The organism is Rheinheimera sp. 4Y26 (assembly GCF_025245835.1).
Classification (GTDB): domain Bacteria; phylum Pseudomonadota; class Gammaproteobacteria; order Enterobacterales; family Alteromonadaceae; genus Pararheinheimera.
The window spans coordinates 17,583-32,444 of sequence record NZ_JAOBWS010000006.1 but is presented as its reverse complement, the minus strand read 5'-3'; the positions used below and the strand labels follow the sequence as shown (position 1 = coordinate 32,444).

At 48.6% G+C, this 14,862-nt stretch carries 21 protein-coding genes; 3 read left to right on the top strand and 18 right to left on the bottom strand.

Annotated features, from left to right (window positions below):
• The first annotated feature begins 21 nt into the window (after positions 1-21).
• The 3 genes from N3Z11_RS09305 to N3Z11_RS09290 all read left to right on the top strand — a co-directional run bounded on the left by N3Z11_RS09305 (position 22) and on the right by N3Z11_RS09290 (position 4,006).
• Positions 22-648, top strand: a complete 627-nt coding sequence (locus tag N3Z11_RS09305) for a class I SAM-dependent methyltransferase (protein WP_260656897.1) — start codon at positions 22-24, stop codon at positions 646-648.
• Between the two features lie 162 nt (positions 649-810).
• Positions 811-2,571: a PAS domain-containing methyl-accepting chemotaxis protein gene (locus tag N3Z11_RS18055; protein WP_313771347.1), complete on the top strand. Its 1,761-nt coding sequence runs from the start codon at positions 811-813 to the stop codon at positions 2,569-2,571.
• Positions 2,572-2,728: 157 nt separating this feature from the next.
• Entirely contained in the window at positions 2,729-4,006 is a 1,278-nt protein-coding gene (locus tag N3Z11_RS09290) for an acetyl-CoA hydrolase/transferase family protein (protein WP_260656896.1), read from the top strand.
• A gap of 71 nt (positions 4,007-4,077) precedes the next feature.
• Here N3Z11_RS09290 and N3Z11_RS09285 read toward each other — a convergent pair whose 3' ends face one another.
• The 18 genes from N3Z11_RS09285 to cysT form a co-directional block, all read right to left on the bottom strand.
• Entirely contained in the window at positions 4,078-4,317 is a 240-nt protein-coding gene (locus N3Z11_RS09285) for a Rho-binding antiterminator (protein WP_260656895.1), read from the bottom strand.
• A gap of 300 nt (positions 4,318-4,617) precedes the next feature.
• Positions 4,618-4,815, bottom strand: coding sequence for a PspC domain-containing protein (locus N3Z11_RS09280; RefSeq protein ID WP_260656894.1), 198 nt, complete (start codon positions 4,813-4,815; stop codon positions 4,618-4,620).
• Positions 4,816-4,992: 177 nt separating this feature from the next.
• Positions 4,993-5,802 carry a trypsin-like serine protease gene (locus N3Z11_RS09275; protein ID WP_260656893.1) on the bottom strand — a complete coding sequence of 270 codons (810 nt, stop codon included), beginning with the start codon at positions 5,800-5,802 and terminating at the stop codon, positions 4,993-4,995.
• A gap of 46 nt (positions 5,803-5,848) precedes the next feature.
• Complete coding sequence (locus N3Z11_RS09270; protein ID WP_260656892.1) at positions 5,849-5,995, bottom strand: hypothetical protein; 147 nt, start codon at positions 5,993-5,995, stop codon at positions 5,849-5,851.
• Between the two features lie 112 nt (positions 5,996-6,107).
• Entirely contained in the window at positions 6,108-6,482 is a 375-nt protein-coding gene (locus N3Z11_RS09265) for a VOC family protein (RefSeq protein WP_260656891.1), read from the bottom strand.
• Positions 6,482-6,907: a GFA family protein gene (locus N3Z11_RS09260; RefSeq protein WP_260656890.1), complete on the bottom strand. Its 426-nt coding sequence runs from the start codon at positions 6,905-6,907 to the stop codon at positions 6,482-6,484. Before N3Z11_RS09260 ends, N3Z11_RS09265 begins: the two co-directional genes overlap by 1 nt.
• A gap of 42 nt (positions 6,908-6,949) precedes the next feature.
• On the bottom strand, positions 6,950-7,336 hold the full coding sequence (locus N3Z11_RS09255; protein ID WP_260656889.1) for a YkvA family protein: 387 nt from the start codon (positions 7,334-7,336) through the stop codon (positions 6,950-6,952).
• Between the two features lie 94 nt (positions 7,337-7,430).
• Positions 7,431-7,868, bottom strand: coding sequence for a hypothetical protein (locus N3Z11_RS09250; protein WP_260656888.1), 438 nt, complete (start codon positions 7,866-7,868; stop codon positions 7,431-7,433).
• Positions 7,869-8,006: 138 nt separating this feature from the next.
• A complete protein-coding gene (locus N3Z11_RS09245) occupies positions 8,007-8,645 on the bottom strand; it encodes a DUF4386 family protein (RefSeq protein WP_260656887.1) in 639 nt (212 codons plus the stop codon).
• Positions 8,646-8,841: 196 nt separating this feature from the next.
• Positions 8,842-9,198 carry a hypothetical protein gene (locus N3Z11_RS09240; protein WP_260656886.1) on the bottom strand — a complete coding sequence of 119 codons (357 nt, stop codon included), beginning with the start codon at positions 9,196-9,198 and terminating at the stop codon, positions 8,842-8,844.
• 83 nt (positions 9,199-9,281) lie between these two features.
• Positions 9,282-9,710 (bottom strand): LIC_13387 family protein, encoded by a 429-nt coding sequence (locus N3Z11_RS09235; protein WP_260656885.1) that lies wholly within the window; start codon positions 9,708-9,710, stop codon positions 9,282-9,284.
• Between the two features lie 34 nt (positions 9,711-9,744).
• On the bottom strand, positions 9,745-9,891 hold the full coding sequence (locus N3Z11_RS09230; protein ID WP_260656884.1) for a hypothetical protein: 147 nt from the start codon (positions 9,889-9,891) through the stop codon (positions 9,745-9,747).
• Positions 9,892-9,903: 12 nt separating this feature from the next.
• The gene (locus tag N3Z11_RS09225) at positions 9,904-10,176 is read right to left on the bottom strand and encodes a hypothetical protein (RefSeq protein WP_260656883.1); all 273 of its coding nucleotides are present in this window, start codon (positions 10,174-10,176) and stop codon (positions 9,904-9,906) included.
• Positions 10,177-10,694: 518 nt separating this feature from the next.
• Positions 10,695-11,621, bottom strand: coding sequence for a hypothetical protein (locus tag N3Z11_RS09220; RefSeq protein WP_260656882.1), 927 nt, complete (start codon positions 11,619-11,621; stop codon positions 10,695-10,697).
• 74 nt (positions 11,622-11,695) lie between these two features.
• On the bottom strand, positions 11,696-11,917 hold the full coding sequence (locus tag N3Z11_RS09215) for a hypothetical protein (protein ID WP_260656881.1): 222 nt from the start codon (positions 11,915-11,917) through the stop codon (positions 11,696-11,698).
• Positions 11,918-11,946: 29 nt separating this feature from the next.
• Positions 11,947-12,525: a DUF7010 family protein gene (locus tag N3Z11_RS09210; RefSeq protein ID WP_260656880.1), complete on the bottom strand. Its 579-nt coding sequence runs from the start codon at positions 12,523-12,525 to the stop codon at positions 11,947-11,949.
• Positions 12,526-13,022: 497 nt separating this feature from the next.
• Positions 13,023-13,922: a sulfate ABC transporter permease subunit CysW gene (gene cysW / locus N3Z11_RS09205; RefSeq protein ID WP_260656879.1), complete on the bottom strand. Its 900-nt coding sequence runs from the start codon at positions 13,920-13,922 to the stop codon at positions 13,023-13,025.
• Complete coding sequence (cysT, locus tag N3Z11_RS09200) at positions 13,919-14,761, bottom strand: sulfate ABC transporter permease subunit CysT (protein ID WP_260656878.1); 843 nt, start codon at positions 14,759-14,761, stop codon at positions 13,919-13,921. Before cysT ends, cysW begins: the two co-directional genes overlap by 4 nt.
• Positions 14,762-14,862: the final 101 nt, after the last annotated feature.

Below are 14,862 nucleotides of genomic sequence, written 5' to 3'. Positions count from 1 at the left end.
TTTAATACAGGAGTTGCATGCATGAGCAGCGCTACCAACCATAAACAACAGCATTGGGAACAGGTTTATCAGCAAAAACAACCGGAGCAGGTCAGCTGGTATCAGCCTGAGTCGGGGTTGTCATTACAGCTGATTCAACAATACACCAGCCCCGACGCCAGCCTGATAGATGTCGGCAGCGGTGCTACCGGCCTGATTGGCGATTTAATCAAGCTCGGTTATCACCAACTGACGGCGCTGGATATCTCAGCTGCAGCACTTCAAGTAAATCAACAGCGCCTTGGCGACAAAGCCACTTTGGTGCAGTGGCTGGTGGCCGATATCACTAAAACACAGCTGCCAGCCCAGGCTTATGATCTGTGGCATGACAGAGCAGTGTTTCATTTTCTCACTGAAAAACCGGACCGCGAGTCTTATGTCAACAATCTGAAACACAGCCTGAAAACCGGTGGTTATTTGCTGATTTCCTGTTTTAGTGAACAAGGGCCGGAAAAATGCAGTGGTTTGCCGGTGGTGCGTTATAACACACAAAGTCTGGCGGCAGAATTTGGTGATAATTTTGTGCTGAAACAACAGCATAACGAGCTGCACCACACGCCTTTTGGCACCAGTCAGGCGTTTTTGTATTTACTGCTGCAAAAAGTCTGAACCGCTGTTGCCGGCTTCACCCGCCAATATCTGCAACCGGCAGCAAATCAGGTTAGTTAAACTCTTCTTATTACTTGGCTTTTTCGATATTCATCATGGAAAAAGCATGAAGGGCTGACTACGCTTTGCTCCAGACCTATTTAAGAGACAAAGGAGCAGTCCATGTTCAGTTTTCAGGCCAAATCCAAAGCCGACGATATCATCAGTGCTATTGATCAAAGCCAGGCCGTGATCCAGTTTGCCCTGGACGGCAGCATAGAACAGGCGAACGCCAATTTTTTGCAGTTAATGGGTTATCAGCTGGCTGAAGTGCTGGGTAAACATCACCGCATTTTTGTTGAAGAAAAAGAAGCGCGCTCAGCGGCTTATCAGAATTTTTGGGATGAATTACGCCGCGGTAAACCACAAACCGCTGAATTTAAACGCATCACCAAAGCTGGTCAGTCGGTGTGGATCCAGGCCTCTTACACCCCCATTCTGCATAAAGGCAAAGTGGTGCGTATTATCAAATTTGCCACTGATGTGACAGCCCAGGTGTTGAGCCGCGCCAATCTGGAATCACAGCTCGCTGCTATTCACCGCGCCCAGGCCGTGATTGAGTTTGATTTAAATGGCCATATCCTGAGCGCCAATCCAAATTTTTTGCAGCTGATGGGTTATCAGCTGCATGAAATCCAGGGTCAACACCACCGTATTTTTGTCGAAAATCAGGAAGCACAAAGCCCGGCTTATCAGCAATTTTGGGCGCAGTTGCGCCAGGGCAAATACCAAACCGCCGAGTACAAAAGGATCACCAAACAAGACCAGCCGGTGTGGATCCACGCCACCTACAACCCAATTCAGGCGCCCGATGGCACAGTGCTGAAAATCGTGAAGTTTGCCAATGACATCACCAAAGATGTGCTGCAAAAACAAGAATTTCAGCTGCTGTCGATGGTGGCCAACGAAACCGACAACGCGGTCATTATCTCAAGTTCAGAACGCAAGATTCAGTATGTAAATAAAGGGTTTAGCCGGATGACCGGCTATCAGCCAGAGGAGATGTTAGGCCACAGCGCCTGCGATGTGCTGGTTGGCCCCAACACAGATCCACAAACCAAACAACGGATTGAAGCCGAGCTTGCTGCCCCCAACCCTTTTTATGATGAAATTGAAATTCACCGCCGCGACGGCAGCGCCTTGTGGATTTCTGTTACCAGCAACCCGGTGCTGGACGACCAGGGCAAACATCAGAGTTATATCGCCATTCTGGCCGACATCACCAAGGTAAAAACAGCGGCATTGGAATTTAAAACCCGCTTTGACACCATCAGCCAGACCAATCTGCTACTGGAATGGCAGATCAGTGGTGAACTTTGTGATATCAATAATTTCCCTGAAAACGTACTGAAAATTTCCAACGAACTGTTCCGCGCCCAGCTGCAACCCTGGCAGTTTTATCTGACGCCTGAGCAGCAACAACAGCTGCAACAAGGTCAGAGTGTCAGTAAAGAGCTGGTGCTGACCCCCGGTAACCAAACCCTGGTGGTAGCAGCCACTTTTAGCGCCATAAAAGACCCTTATGGCAGAATTCAGAAAGTATTTTTGTATGGCGCTGATATCACCCGCCGCCAGCAAGTGGTACAGCACAGCGAAAGCATGATGTCGGCACTAATGAACTCGGGCCAGAGCATTAACAATATGGTATCGAGCATTAACGCCATTGCCGACCAAACCAATTTGCTGGCGCTCAATGCGGCAATAGAAGCAGCGCGCGCCGGTGACGCTGGTCGGGGGTTTTCGGTGGTGGCCGACGAAGTGCGGCATTTAGCGTCCAAAGCCGGGGCCTCAGCCGGCGAAATTAATACAGTGGTCAGCCAAAACCAAAGCCTGCTGCGAAGCCTGGCCGACACTCTTGGCAAACTCAATCAGCAACAGCATTAACAGCATATGGGCTGCGCTGGCAGCCCGTGGTTTTATTGATCCCTGTCAGGGCAGCCCCCTGACAAAACAGTTAGGCTGTAGCTTCTGATGTGATTGGTTGACGTTATTGGCTGATGCTATTTGCAGTGATGAACTGCCCCCTTTATTGAGAATTCTTATGAAATATCAAAGCCCGGAACAAGCCCTTGCCCTGATTCAAAATGGTGAAACTTTATGGTGCCATTCAATGGCAGCTACCCCTTATGCCATGCTCAATGCGCTGGCCAGGGTGGCAATGGACAAACGCGATTTAACTTTACTCAGCCTGCACACTGAACATAGTCAGGCCTTGTGCGCCGCTGAGTTACAGGGCCATTTGCGCCAAAGAGTGTTTTTTGTCGGCAGCCCCACCCGCCCTGCGGTGCAATGTGGTTTAGCCGATTATGTGCCGGCCTTTTTATCGGAAATTCCGAAAATGTTCCGAAGTGGTGAGCAGCAAGTAGACACCGCCATTGTTCAGGTGTCACCGCCGGATAAACATGGTTTATGCAGTTTAGGTATTTCGGTGGAAGCCACCCGTGCCGCTATGCAGTCGGCAAAAAAAATTATTGCGCAGATTAACCCCAAAATGCCGCGCACTCATGGCGACTCTTTTGTGCACCTGGCCGATTTTGACGCTTATGTCGAGCTGGAAAGTGATATTCCGCTGCATTTACCTGCAGCGCAAGACCCTGTCACAGCTCAGATTGGCCGCAATGTGGCGAGCTTAGTGCGCGACGGCGACTGCCTGCAAATGGGCATTGGCGCTATTCCGGATGCAACTCTGGCTTGCCTTGGCGATCGGCAGAACCTGGGGATTCATACCGAAATGTTTTCTGACGGTGTGCTGCCACTTTTAGCCAAAGGGGTGTTTAGCAACCGCAATAAACGTAAACATCCGGGCAAAATTGTCACGACTTTTGCCATGGGTAGCCAAGCCTTGTACGACTTTGTCGACGACAACCCGGAAGTGGTGTTTTTAGATGTGGCTTATACCAATGACACCAGCGTGATTAGGCAAAACCCGCAGGTAATGGCAATTAACAGCGCTTTGCAGGTGGATTTATCCGGTCAGGTGTGCGCTGATTCGCTCGGCACCAAAATTTATTCAGGCGTTGGCGGCCAGATGGACTTTGTCCGTGGCGCTGCGTTATCCGAAGGAGGCCGCGCTGTCATCGCTTTACCGGCCACTGCAGCAGGGGGCACTGTGTCGCGTATCAGCTCCTTATTGGCACCAGGCGCCGGCGTCGTTACCACCCGCGCTCACGTGCATTATGTGGTGACCGAATACGGCGTGGCTAACCTTCGTGCCAGAAGTTTAACCGAACGCGCCAAAGCCCTGATCAATATCGCTGCGCCGCAATTTCGCGAACAACTGGCCAAAGATGCGTACAAGGATTGGGGTTTATTGGTGTAGCTGGTGATGGCATTTGAGGGCAGGCCCGGCGTCAACCGCGACTGTGGGCCTTGCGCTTTTGAACCTTGCTGTTAACTAAAATCAACCCGGTTAAAATGCGGGTTCTGCACCAGCACTTCAATACTGGCAATGTTGTCCAGCGGGATCAGCTGCTCTGGTTCTGCCGTAAGCAGACATTCCTGCTTCTCGTTGTTACGCCTGGTATCCAGCGCTGTGCCCTGCACTGTATCGCCGGATTTTAATGTTACCTGCAGCGGATAACGGTACATACAGGCAATTTCAATATAATCGTGCTGTTCACAGGACATCATCTGTAGTGGCCTTCTCGCTGTTGGTGGCTTTAGCTTATTTTAGGTCGAAAATATGCAGGCTGCGGCTGCAGGCATTGCTACCGGACAAGGCTGCATATAAAAAAATAAAGCGCAGTAGCAGGTTCCATCATGTCTCAGGCAATAACCTATGCATTTATTTCCAGACACCTATTCAGTGCTTCAGGCATCATTCTCTTCCGTGCCGGATACTTAAGGTGTGATCATACTTTGAATAGGAATTTATCCATCAGCAGAAATAAAATAATGTGATGAAAAACAACTGCGCTATAGCATTAAATATTATGATTCAGCTTTAGGTAACACCGCCCATAATGCTAAATATAAAAGGATTGTTGCACCAAAAAACAAACTACCAAACAAAAAACAGGCCTGAATACCGCCTTTATTTAATTGATAATGATCAGCCAGACCCGCACAAACGCCACCTGCAATAAATGTTTTACCTCGCACCAGCTTTTTTTCCGCTGTAGATGACATATCAACTCCCTGTATTATTTGAATAAAAAACAAGTAGCCCGACCCGCTACGATCACGGAACCACTGTTAACCAGAGGTTAAACTTATCTGGCTTGCCGGGTAATTTCAAACTGTTTGGCACTGCCATCACAACAGATTCAGGTTTTCGCCAGACCGCTGTTTTTGCATCAGGCCAGACTATTGTGGTTTATCTTGCATCACACTTTGGATCCACTGCTGATAATGACTCAGCCTGACATTACAACTGATCTGGCCATACAGGCCCGGTGTGCGGCCACTACTTTGCAGATCAGTCCAGGACGTCAGGCCTGCCAGCAGCCAACTGTGATCAGCTTTTATCAGCACTGGCCCGCCGCTGTCACCGCTGCCGGAGCCCCCCTCAAGCGGCAACGCGTCCGCTGGCTTGTCGAACAGATAACAGAACCATCGGCCGTCAGCACTACTGACCTTGTTAAAGGCCTGACGAAGTTCGGTGCGGTGTGCGCTGCTAAATTCATAACCATGAACACCATTGCCGGTTGCCCCCTTGCCAATAACCCGCACTGTCTGGCCATACTCATCGTCGCCTTCGTACCTCAGCACAGCGGCAACATCAGTGACAGGTTGCTTTAATTTCAGCAAAGCAATGTCATCGGAAGAGGCAAGCAACACCCTGAACAGGGTCCAGTCCCAGCTAGCCAGTGCTTGCTCCAGCAATTGTGGTGGTGGCGCTTTATAACCCGGATGGATCACAACATGTTCAACAGCTCTGGGGATGCCGGCAATGCTGATCTGTTTAATTTCAGTTTGCCAGCTAATGGCGTGAGCCGCTGTAATCACCCAATGTGGCGCTATCAACACACCATGCCCTTCGCCCGGCATATCGGCCAGAGCGGGAAATTCAGCGGGCTGCAGCCGATACTTTGCATCATCGGTGTCATCACGGATCACAATAGCGCTGGCGCTGAACGACAGCACAAAAAAAGTAACAAACAGCATTTGCCGCATCAGTGTTTCCTTACAACATCAGGTAAAAACCAGGTCATAGCCCGCTTTAGTGCAGATCTGTTTTGTCAGCTTGCGCGCACTGTGCAGCAGCTTTCTTCTTTTTGCTTGCGGTAACAGCAACATAGATACAAAAAGAAAAAACAATAACTCCAAGAGCGGCAGCGCCTAAAGCGATAAAGGTCGCATTTTCCATGCTGGTATCTCCTCAGAAAAATATAAAGATATTCAGATCAACACCACAGCGCTGCTGCGGCAGTGAAGGTAACTATTATTCCGCCCTCCCTGCCTGTGCTGGCAAGCTGCGGCTAAAACCTTTTTTCTTCCATTAAACCAACCAGATTGCCGTCCGGGTCACGTAAAAAACTTAGCCAGAGTTGATGATCCGGCATTTGCGCCGCCAGCTGTGGTGCACGCTCATTGTGAGCCCCCAGAGCCACAAAAGCGGCATGGACAGCTTCAATTGCAGAGACTTTAAAATAGAGCACAGAGTTGGCCGCCACGGCACCTTCGCCCTGAGGGGTGCTAAGCATCAGACGCACACCATCTGCATTGAGAAAGGCCAAGCCCGGACCTGCGCGGAACAGAAACTCTAACCCCAATACTTCACGGTAAAAAGCCAGCGCCCGGTCGATATCACTGACGGTGATCGCGATCTGGCCAATAGTCGATAACTTTGTCATCACTGTTTACTCGCTGAGTCTGTGCGGTCTGCCGGATGATTGACGCCGTCATAGGTGGGCACATCCGGTATTTTTAACGGGTTCACGCCCTCAAGGCAGGCCACATTAAAGCCATATTGAGTTGGGTTTGACCTGCGCTGATGGTGGGTATAGATACCACAGCGGCTACAAAAATAGTGCCTGGCTGTTTTGGTATTAAATTGATACAGTCTCAGCACATTTTCGCCTGTTAAGATGTTGATATCAGAGAGCGGAATGGAGGCAACAATAGCCCCCCGCCTTCTGCACAGTGAACAGTCACAACGACGTACATCCTGCAACGCATCCGGCAAATAAAGTTCAAACTGGACCGAACCACAATGACAGGAAGCCTTGTGCCGCACCTGTATTGGCACCCCATCAACTTCTGTGAGATTTAACGCCATAGCAGCTCCTAATCTGTAATGTTCATGCACTGCAGCCTGGATTTATTCGCCTACCCCAGTTATCAACCAATACAGCAGCGCCGTTGCACACAAAACCCACAGCAGCACAATTACCGCTGCCGCCACAGGGCTGCTTGGCTGATCGACCATTTGCTGCGCCATGGCTCTGCTGCTGTTGAGCACCTCGGCAGGGGTAAATTTAATCACCAGTAAAATGCCAAGCGGCAGTAAAATCAGGTCGTCAAGATACCCCAGCACCGGGATAAAGTCGGGGATCAGGTCAATGGGACTGAGCGCATAGGCCGCCACAGCAAGCGCCAGCAACCGCACCAGCACAGGGGTTCTGCTATCCCGCGCCGCAAAATAAACCGTCAACACGTCGCGTTTAATCTGTTGTGCTGCTTGTTGCAGCCTTTGACTGATGCGCATAACAAGTTTCCACTTCACTGAGGCGAAAAAACACACTATAGCCGGTGTTGCATCGCATTGATGCACGACTTTACTGATGACAACCGCCGGAATACTAGCCGCCCGTGATGGTGTAAGTCACAGCCAGAGAAACCACAAGCAATAACAGATTGATCAATGCGCGTACTGGCCAGGCAAAACCACCGTAATTCAGCGCATATTTGTTGGAAAAAATCACCATCAACCCCATGCAAGCAAACCAGGGCGTAAAAAACAGCACGGGTTTCCAGTGCACCAGTGAAACGGCCAGATCATGCAGCGCACCACTGACTAAAAAAGTGATGAATACTGCCAGCCACATCGGCACCACAGCACTGAGTGGTCGCATAATGTTGCGCGACAAATAATAACCCCAGATCGGGTTCCAATAGTGCCAAAACACCGGAAAAGAGGGGGCGCCAAAAGAGCGCAATAACATATTGCGCATCGAGCGTTTTGCGCCTAAGGGCACGCCATTTCTCTTTTTTACATATTGTGACAATGTACTTTGCATACCCAATCCTTGGCCTGACAGCCGCTAAAACAGCAACCTCGATAACAACAACGCTGCAGCCAGCTCAACACCAACATTGCCCAACACGACTCAACTCTTCAGGCTGCACTGTGATTGCAGCTGCTTATTGGTTGGGGGTTAGCTTTTGCGCAGCAGCACCATACCTAACCAGAAAAACCATAAAATCTGGCTCAGACCAAAGATTTCGGTGAAGATATCGGCCGGATACAGAGTGAGAATGCCAGCGCTACCCACCAAAAACCCCAGATAATTCAGTGTCCTTGGCAGCTTGTTGCTCTGAAGGGCCGCCAGGCTTAATAACAACACCCAAAGACCACCAACAATTTCGTTCCCGCCGCCCAGCCCCTCTACCACAGTGTTCACCGCCAGCCACACCGACCAGGCTTGTTCTGGCTGTGCCGTAGCAAGCTCGACCACCTGGTTTAAGCCAATATTGGCGACCATGCCGCTTGCGATCACCAGTCCAACCCAAAGCACACCAAATAAAGTGGCCAATTGCATCAATGTAGGCGCGTTGTCTTTTAGCCGCTGATGCAAAGCTGACACCAATACCGCCAATAGCATGCCAAACACCACATATCCCAGCAGATTCACCAGCGACAACATCAGCTGATGCTCAGCTAAAAATGCCAGTTTTTGCGCCGCAGTGGCGTCGCCCGGCAGCTGATTTGCCACAGCATAAAACGCAAAGACCGCTATATAAATCATGCCATTACCAAGCGCCGAAAGACCGCCGGTTTTTTGCAGCTGATACATTGTTTCTCCCATTTTATGTTGTAAACGGGCTATTGCCGCCCGGATCCTGAACCTGCGACACCAGATGCATGTTCAGCACTATACAAAAAACTGGTTTGGCGCCTCGCCAGCAGCAGCGCAACCCCCTGGCGCTCGTCTGCTTGCCTTCGGGTTTGCTCTGGCAATTGTTGTCGGCAGTCTCACTGTTGGCGGTGCGCTAAACACCCATCGCTGTTGTCAGTGTTAAGGCACTGATAACCGCAAATACCAGCCATGATAAGTGCTTACCTCTGGTGTAATAAGCCGCAAAAATAGCACTGCCGGCAAAAACGATACTGACGGTAAATAGCAAAATCTTTGCATTGGGCATCAACACTAAAAGCGCCGCAAAACCAAACCAGGCCAGACTGGTAATATGCCATGCAAAACGCAGTGTGCCTTTTGTAAACCGATCCGAGCCAAAAAGCTGCGGCAAATTGTCCCGCTTAAACAACCGGCGTAGCAGGTAAAGTTCACCAAGGATGGAATGAACCAGACCACATAAAACCAGTAACAATGCTGCGATGATTAACAAATGGCCTCCTGCCGGTTTATGTGGGGTTAGGGCTGGGCTGTAACCTGAACCGGACAAGCGAAGCAAGCAGCTGGAACCCGTTGTTACGCATAGAGCTGCACCAACATCCCTGCAATAAAACACAATAAACCAATAGCTGAGCCTATAGCAGGAATGCTAAACCAATATTTTTTAGACAGTACAAGATATGTGAATGAAATAATTGGCGCAGCACAAATGAAATATAAAGAATTTTCCAGAAAATAATGCTGGAAAATTGATAAGTATAAATAACTGACCGAGAAAAATAACATTCCGATTCCGTGGCTGATGTTAAAGCCAACCCAGGCACGCCACATATTTGTTTCTTTTGTTATAGCCAAGGTGGACTCTTTCATAAGCTCGATAACACCGGATTTATAGGGCACCAGTTTTTTAGGATTGTACTTATCAGCAATCGTGTAGACCGTATGCAGAATGCCAAGTGCAAGAAATGGGATACAGCCTGCAATGTATAAATATTTTGTCAGCACGCTAAACTCCTTGTTTGCACACAACGCCCGCCATTTATTTTGCATATTTTTTATTTTTTGCTATTTTTTCTAAAATCGTTTCTTTACCACGAAAAAATTGCACAAAATTAACCAAAGAAAAAATTTCAACAAAACACCCCAGAATCACACAAAGCAATAAAAACAAACCAAAAAAATCCATGTATTGGCCTTGTTATATTGTTGAACGCTGCATACTCGCTTTGTCTTCCAGTATTTTTAATAAATCTTCATACTTTGGCCCAGAGCCAAATTGCGGTAGAGCCACTGCCAGCAAAACGGCCATCAATGCGAAATAAATCATTTGCTCAGCGATCACAACACCAGTGAACATCAGCACTATCGCGCACAAAATAATCATAATGAGCAAAAGCCGGAACAATGTTGCTGCCTTTACCTTTCTGTTCGCTGCTGCTATCACCAGCAGTTCTTTATCACTAAATTCCATTGATAATCCTCTTTCCAACATAACAGTAGAATTAAGCAGGGTGACTCCGGCTTAAACACATAGTCAGGCCAAAAAAGCTGCGATCACTGAAGTGATACAAGCAACAACAGCAGCACAAAGTACAACCAGGCTGCCGCGAAATGCTGCCGACCGCCAGCGAATGTAGGCCAGGCCGCCAATGCAGGCCAGTTGCAAAGCAAAGAGCCAAAATGCCGGACTGATGCTCCCTGACAACAGGATTGGAAAAATGGCACCTATAGCAAACACAAAGTACACAACACGCTGCTTTGGCGTCAGCAAAAGCAGTTCGGTGCCCTGGTTTTTGTCTTTTCTGAATATCATTTAACCTTCCATTGTGGCCCAAGGTCCGCACACAAAAACAACCCGGTACAGCTCAGGCGCATTGTGCCGTCTTTGTGAGCAACACCTTTGACTTAAGGTTTTACTCAAATTTATCACAGCAACTTCAGTCGCTGAGCGTTGCAGCGAGCCCCTTTTACCGGCGATAAACTTTTTTATCAAATGTTGTTATTGATAAACGCCAGAATATCATTATGAATTTGTAAGTTGGTGCCGTGTCCAATACCTTTGTAGGTTTTAAATACCACATTTGCATTGAACTTCAGGTACATCTGCTGGCACAGCTGCCAGCGCTCAGGTTGCATATTGCTGCCCATCACTGAAAAAATGACCTGCCGTTCTGATTCAGAATAAGCATCGTCATACTTTGCAGCATCATTCGTATCATTTGCGCCCATAAAAAGAAACTGAGGAAGCACTTTCCATGTTGAATGAGCAAATGATCCACCGGTAATTGCTTCAAAATCGTTCAGGCCCAGCGGATAATTTAATTTTTGTTCTTTTAGCGAACTGACCGGAAGCATTAAAATGCCATTCAAGCCACCGGCGACAACAAGCTTTATGCTGTCAGGGTGTAATAAAGAGAATCTGTTTGCAAAGGTTCCTGATGCAGAAAAACCTGTCATGATAACTTTTTCGTTGACCCTTACTGAATGCATCAAGAGCAGCTTCTTTGCTTCTTTGATCATTGCCAGCAGCTGGAGATCAATACGTTTCAGCTTGCCAGCATCAATAAGTAAAGTATCCCTATCAAGCGCATGAGTATAAGTTTGCCAATCTTGCTCACCTCTTGGGAATACAGGTATTAAAATGGGCGCGTTTAATTGTGTTGATAGCCAGGGGCCGATCGCATTTCCTGAAATTGCACTTTTTGCATTTGTGTAATGCTCATCAAAATTGTCTGAAACTTTACCGGTATTGTTTGTCTCAACAATTAAATATTTGGTTTTTGTTACTTCAGGTATTTTTAATAAGAATGGAAAATAAAACCCTTTCTCTGGCGCTGCATCTATCTCAATGACAGTTTCAGCACAACAAAATTGACTGAATAACAAAAACAGCAGGAATCCAAGCTTCACTTTCATTTTATATCCTTATTCAAAATATCCTGACAGCGCAGCTAAAGCCGCCCGCAAGTGTGGCCTGGTAATAAAAAACGTTAACCACGGACAGCCGTCGATGCAGAAGCTACATCTTTTTTAAACCACAGCACCAGCAGATAAAGCAGAGCAAAAGGTGGAATAACAGCCAGCACCACACCCAACACAGCCGCCAAAACCGGCGTCTGTGTTTTACGCCGACCAAGGTAATAGCTGCATGCACCTGTTACCAGCATCAATACCAAGATAAGTTGGCCAATCAAGGCCGCACTGATATTCATCTGAAGCCTTCCACTTTATTACAGCAGCGTTAAGCCGTAGCTTGCAGCGACTTTGTACTGTTCGCATCGGCAGCTACCAGCCGTGCACGCATCTGCACAAGCGTGACCAGATAAGCCGCCACCACCACAACTGCACAAGCCGTTACCCGATAGTCCGGCAATGCAAACCACACCGCAACCAACCCCAAACTGCGGCCAATCGCATGTTGCACGCCAAGCGGATGCTTGATGATCCAACCATAGATAACCCAGTGCAGCCCAAGGCCTATGCCTATGCTCAGCGGAATAAATTGGGGCACGATGAGAAACAGCGGTACATGCAGCGCCCAGAGTAAATTCACCATAAGTACAGCGGCCGCCATAAGCCTGGCCAGCGGATTGGTATTGCCGAGTAATTCTTCACCCCGCGCCCTGGCAATTCCAATGGCCAACGGAAAAATAGCCCCGGTGGCAAACACCAGCGCAAGGATGGCCGTTTTCTCTGGAAGTATCATCCCCAGTACCGCAATCACAGCCCAGACAATTGCACCAGCCATAGGTAATGCCAGTGAGCCTTTTGAGCGGGCGTCAAAATCAGCGCGAAGCTGGTGCAAAGTTTCGGGCAGCATCCAATTTCCTTCTGTGTGCAAACAATGACAGCAAAAAATGACAGCAAAAAATGACAGCAAAAAGAGAAGCCAGAGGTGAAAACGTGGCTCACCTCAATATTTAACAAAAAGTTACACTAACGTAAAAACAATACAGTCTCAAGCACTTGCAGCTGATTAAGCGCAGCAGCAGCCATGCAGTCGCGCTACAGCACGGCAATCGCGCAGCATCATTTTGATATGGTCAGTGGGAAGGCCCTTCCCGTTTGGCAAAGGCTGTCATTGCTGCGGTATGGTTGCGTTGCATTGAGCTGATGCGCTATCAACACCAGCAACACAGAGCTGCCTCTGATTTGAGCGGGGTCTTGAACAATTACAGGGAAAAAAGATGTCGAAAAAAGAAATCACCTGGACGGCGCAACAAGAGACAGGCCTGCCGGGTGAACACCAGGCCAGGCGCTATCCAAAGTGAGCAAAAACCAAGGTATGGTTTAGCTAAAGCGGTAGCGCAAAGCCGGTTACTCCACCTGCCTTAACCTGGCAGCTTCGGCATAATCTTTGGCGGCGCGCCATTCCAAAGTGCTTTTTAAAAGCAGTGTCAACAGTGCCAATAACGCCAGCAAGGACGACACAGCAAAAGCGGCGGCAAATTGATATTCGTTATAAAGAATTTCGATATGCAGCGGCATGGTATTGGTTTGTTCGCGGATTTTGCCCGACACCACAGAAACAGCCCCAAACTCGCCCATAGCGCGGGCGTTACATAAAATTATTCCATACAGCAGCGCCCATTTAATCGAAGGTAAAGTCACCCGCCAGAAAGTTTGCCAGCCGCTGGCGCCTAAGGTCAGCGCAGCTTCTTCCTGCTCACGGCCCTGCTCCTGCATCAGTGGGATCAGCTCGCGCGCCACATAAGGAAAGGTAATAAAAATAGTCACCAGCACTATGCCTGGCACCGCAAACATCACACCTAAATCATGCTCGTTCAGCCATTCGCCCCACCAGCCACGGGCGCCAAAAATCAGCATAAAACTTAAACCGGCAATCACCGGCGACACTGCAATAGGCAAGTCGATTAAAGTGATCAATAACTGCTTGCCACTAAAACGGAATTTGGCAATAGCCCAGCTGGCCGCCAAACCAAAAATCACATTACAGGGCACCGCAATCAGTGCGGCTATTAAAGTAAGCTTAATAGCATGGGCGGCGGCAGGTTCGGTAATAGCGGCCAGGTACACACCCCAACCTTTGGCAAAAGCTTCACCAAACACTATCACCAGCGGCAATAACAAAAACAAAGTTAAAAAGCCAAGTGCCAGCGCCGTTAATAACCATCTGAACCACAAAGGTTCGGCGGTGGCTTTACGCAGCTGCACTGCGGGCGTTGAGCTTAAGCTGTTTAATTCAATCACACTCATTTTGCCCCACCCTGCCTTTGGTTACTCCAGTGCTGCAGTGCGTTAATCAGCAGCAATAACAAAAATGAAATCAGCAGCATCACAGTGCCAAGCGCAGCGGCGCCGGCATAATCGTATTGTTCCAGCCGCGACATAATCAAAAGTGGCGTAATTTCAGTGCGAAACGGCATATTGCCACTGATAAACACCACAGAACCGTATTCGCCAATGGCGCGGGCAAAGGCCAGGGCAAAACCTGTCAGTAAAGACGGAATAAGCGCCGGAAATATCACCCGGCAGAAAGTTTGTAAGCGGTTGGCGCCTAAGCTGGCCGCTGCTTCTTCCAGCTCTTTATCAATATCTTCCAGCACCGGCTGCACAGTACGCACCACAAAAGGCAAACCAATAAAAATAAGTGCCAGCGTCACGCCAAAAGCGCTGTACGCCACCTTAATGCCAAGAGCATGAAAATATTGGCCAATCCAGCCGTTAGGTGCATAAAGGGCGGTTAAGGCAATACCGGCCACTGCCGTTGGCAAGGCAAAAGGTAAATCGACCAGCGCATCGACTATTTTTTTGCCGGGAAAGCTATAACGCACCAGCACCCAGGCCACCAGCAAACCAAAGACTAAGTTCACCAGCGCCGCCACCAAAGAAGCACCAAAAGTTAACCGGTAACTGGCAATAGCGCGCTCTGTGGTCACTACTTGCCAGAAATCGGCCAGGCTTAACTCAAAACTTTTTAACAGCAGCGCCGACAGTGGAATAAATACAATCAAACTTAAATAAAAGGTGGTAAAGCCCATCGACAGGCCAAAACCGGGTAATACCGATTTTTTACGTTTGGAAAAAAAGCCCAAGGCTCACCTCGTACAAAAATTTATCTGTTATTGGTTATGGATAGCGCCCGGCCACTATGCCGGGCTTGGTTATATGTGTTTTGCGGTAACTGGCAGCCGCT

What these genes read in the sequence shown, in the direction of transcription:
- N3Z11_RS09305 (WP_260656897.1), top strand. Translation starts at nt 22, where the DNA reads ATGAGCAGCGCTACCAACCATAAACAACAGCATTGGGAACAGGTTTAT.
- N3Z11_RS18055 (WP_313771347.1), top strand. Translation starts at nt 811, where the DNA reads ATGTTCAGTTTTCAGGCCAAATCCAAAGCCGACGATATCATCAGTGCT.
- N3Z11_RS09290 (WP_260656896.1), top strand. Translation starts at nt 2,729, where the DNA reads ATGAAATATCAAAGCCCGGAACAAGCCCTTGCCCTGATTCAAAATGGT.
- N3Z11_RS09285 (WP_260656895.1), bottom strand. Translation starts at nt 4,317, where the DNA reads ATGATGTCCTGTGAACAGCACGATTATATTGAAATTGCCTGTATGTAC.
- N3Z11_RS09280 (WP_260656894.1), bottom strand. Translation starts at nt 4,815, where the DNA reads ATGTCATCTACAGCGGAAAAAAAGCTGGTGCGAGGTAAAACATTTATT.
- N3Z11_RS09275 (WP_260656893.1), bottom strand. Translation starts at nt 5,802, where the DNA reads ATGCGGCAAATGCTGTTTGTTACTTTTTTTGTGCTGTCGTTCAGCGCC.
- N3Z11_RS09270 (WP_260656892.1), bottom strand. Translation starts at nt 5,995, where the DNA reads ATGGAAAATGCGACCTTTATCGCTTTAGGCGCTGCCGCTCTTGGAGTT.
- N3Z11_RS09265 (WP_260656891.1), bottom strand. Translation starts at nt 6,482, where the DNA reads ATGACAAAGTTATCGACTATTGGCCAGATCGCGATCACCGTCAGTGAT.
- N3Z11_RS09260 (WP_260656890.1), bottom strand. Translation starts at nt 6,907, where the DNA reads ATGGCGTTAAATCTCACAGAAGTTGATGGGGTGCCAATACAGGTGCGG.
- N3Z11_RS09255 (WP_260656889.1), bottom strand. Translation starts at nt 7,336, where the DNA reads ATGCGCATCAGTCAAAGGCTGCAACAAGCAGCACAACAGATTAAACGC.
- N3Z11_RS09250 (WP_260656888.1), bottom strand. Translation starts at nt 7,868, where the DNA reads ATGCAAAGTACATTGTCACAATATGTAAAAAAGAGAAATGGCGTGCCC.
- N3Z11_RS09245 (WP_260656887.1), bottom strand. Translation starts at nt 8,645, where the DNA reads ATGTATCAGCTGCAAAAAACCGGCGGTCTTTCGGCGCTTGGTAATGGC.
- N3Z11_RS09230 (WP_260656884.1), bottom strand. Translation starts at nt 9,891, where the DNA reads ATGGATTTTTTTGGTTTGTTTTTATTGCTTTGTGTGATTCTGGGGTGT.
- N3Z11_RS09225 (WP_260656883.1), bottom strand. Translation starts at nt 10,176, where the DNA reads ATGGAATTTAGTGATAAAGAACTGCTGGTGATAGCAGCAGCGAACAGA.
- N3Z11_RS09220 (WP_260656882.1), bottom strand. Translation starts at nt 11,621, where the DNA reads ATGAAAGTGAAGCTTGGATTCCTGCTGTTTTTGTTATTCAGTCAATTT.
- N3Z11_RS09215 (WP_260656881.1), bottom strand. Translation starts at nt 11,917, where the DNA reads ATGAATATCAGTGCGGCCTTGATTGGCCAACTTATCTTGGTATTGATG.
- N3Z11_RS09210 (WP_260656880.1), bottom strand. Translation starts at nt 12,525, where the DNA reads ATGCTGCCCGAAACTTTGCACCAGCTTCGCGCTGATTTTGACGCCCGC.
- cysW (WP_260656879.1), bottom strand. Translation starts at nt 13,922, where the DNA reads ATGAGTGTGATTGAATTAAACAGCTTAAGCTCAACGCCCGCAGTGCAG.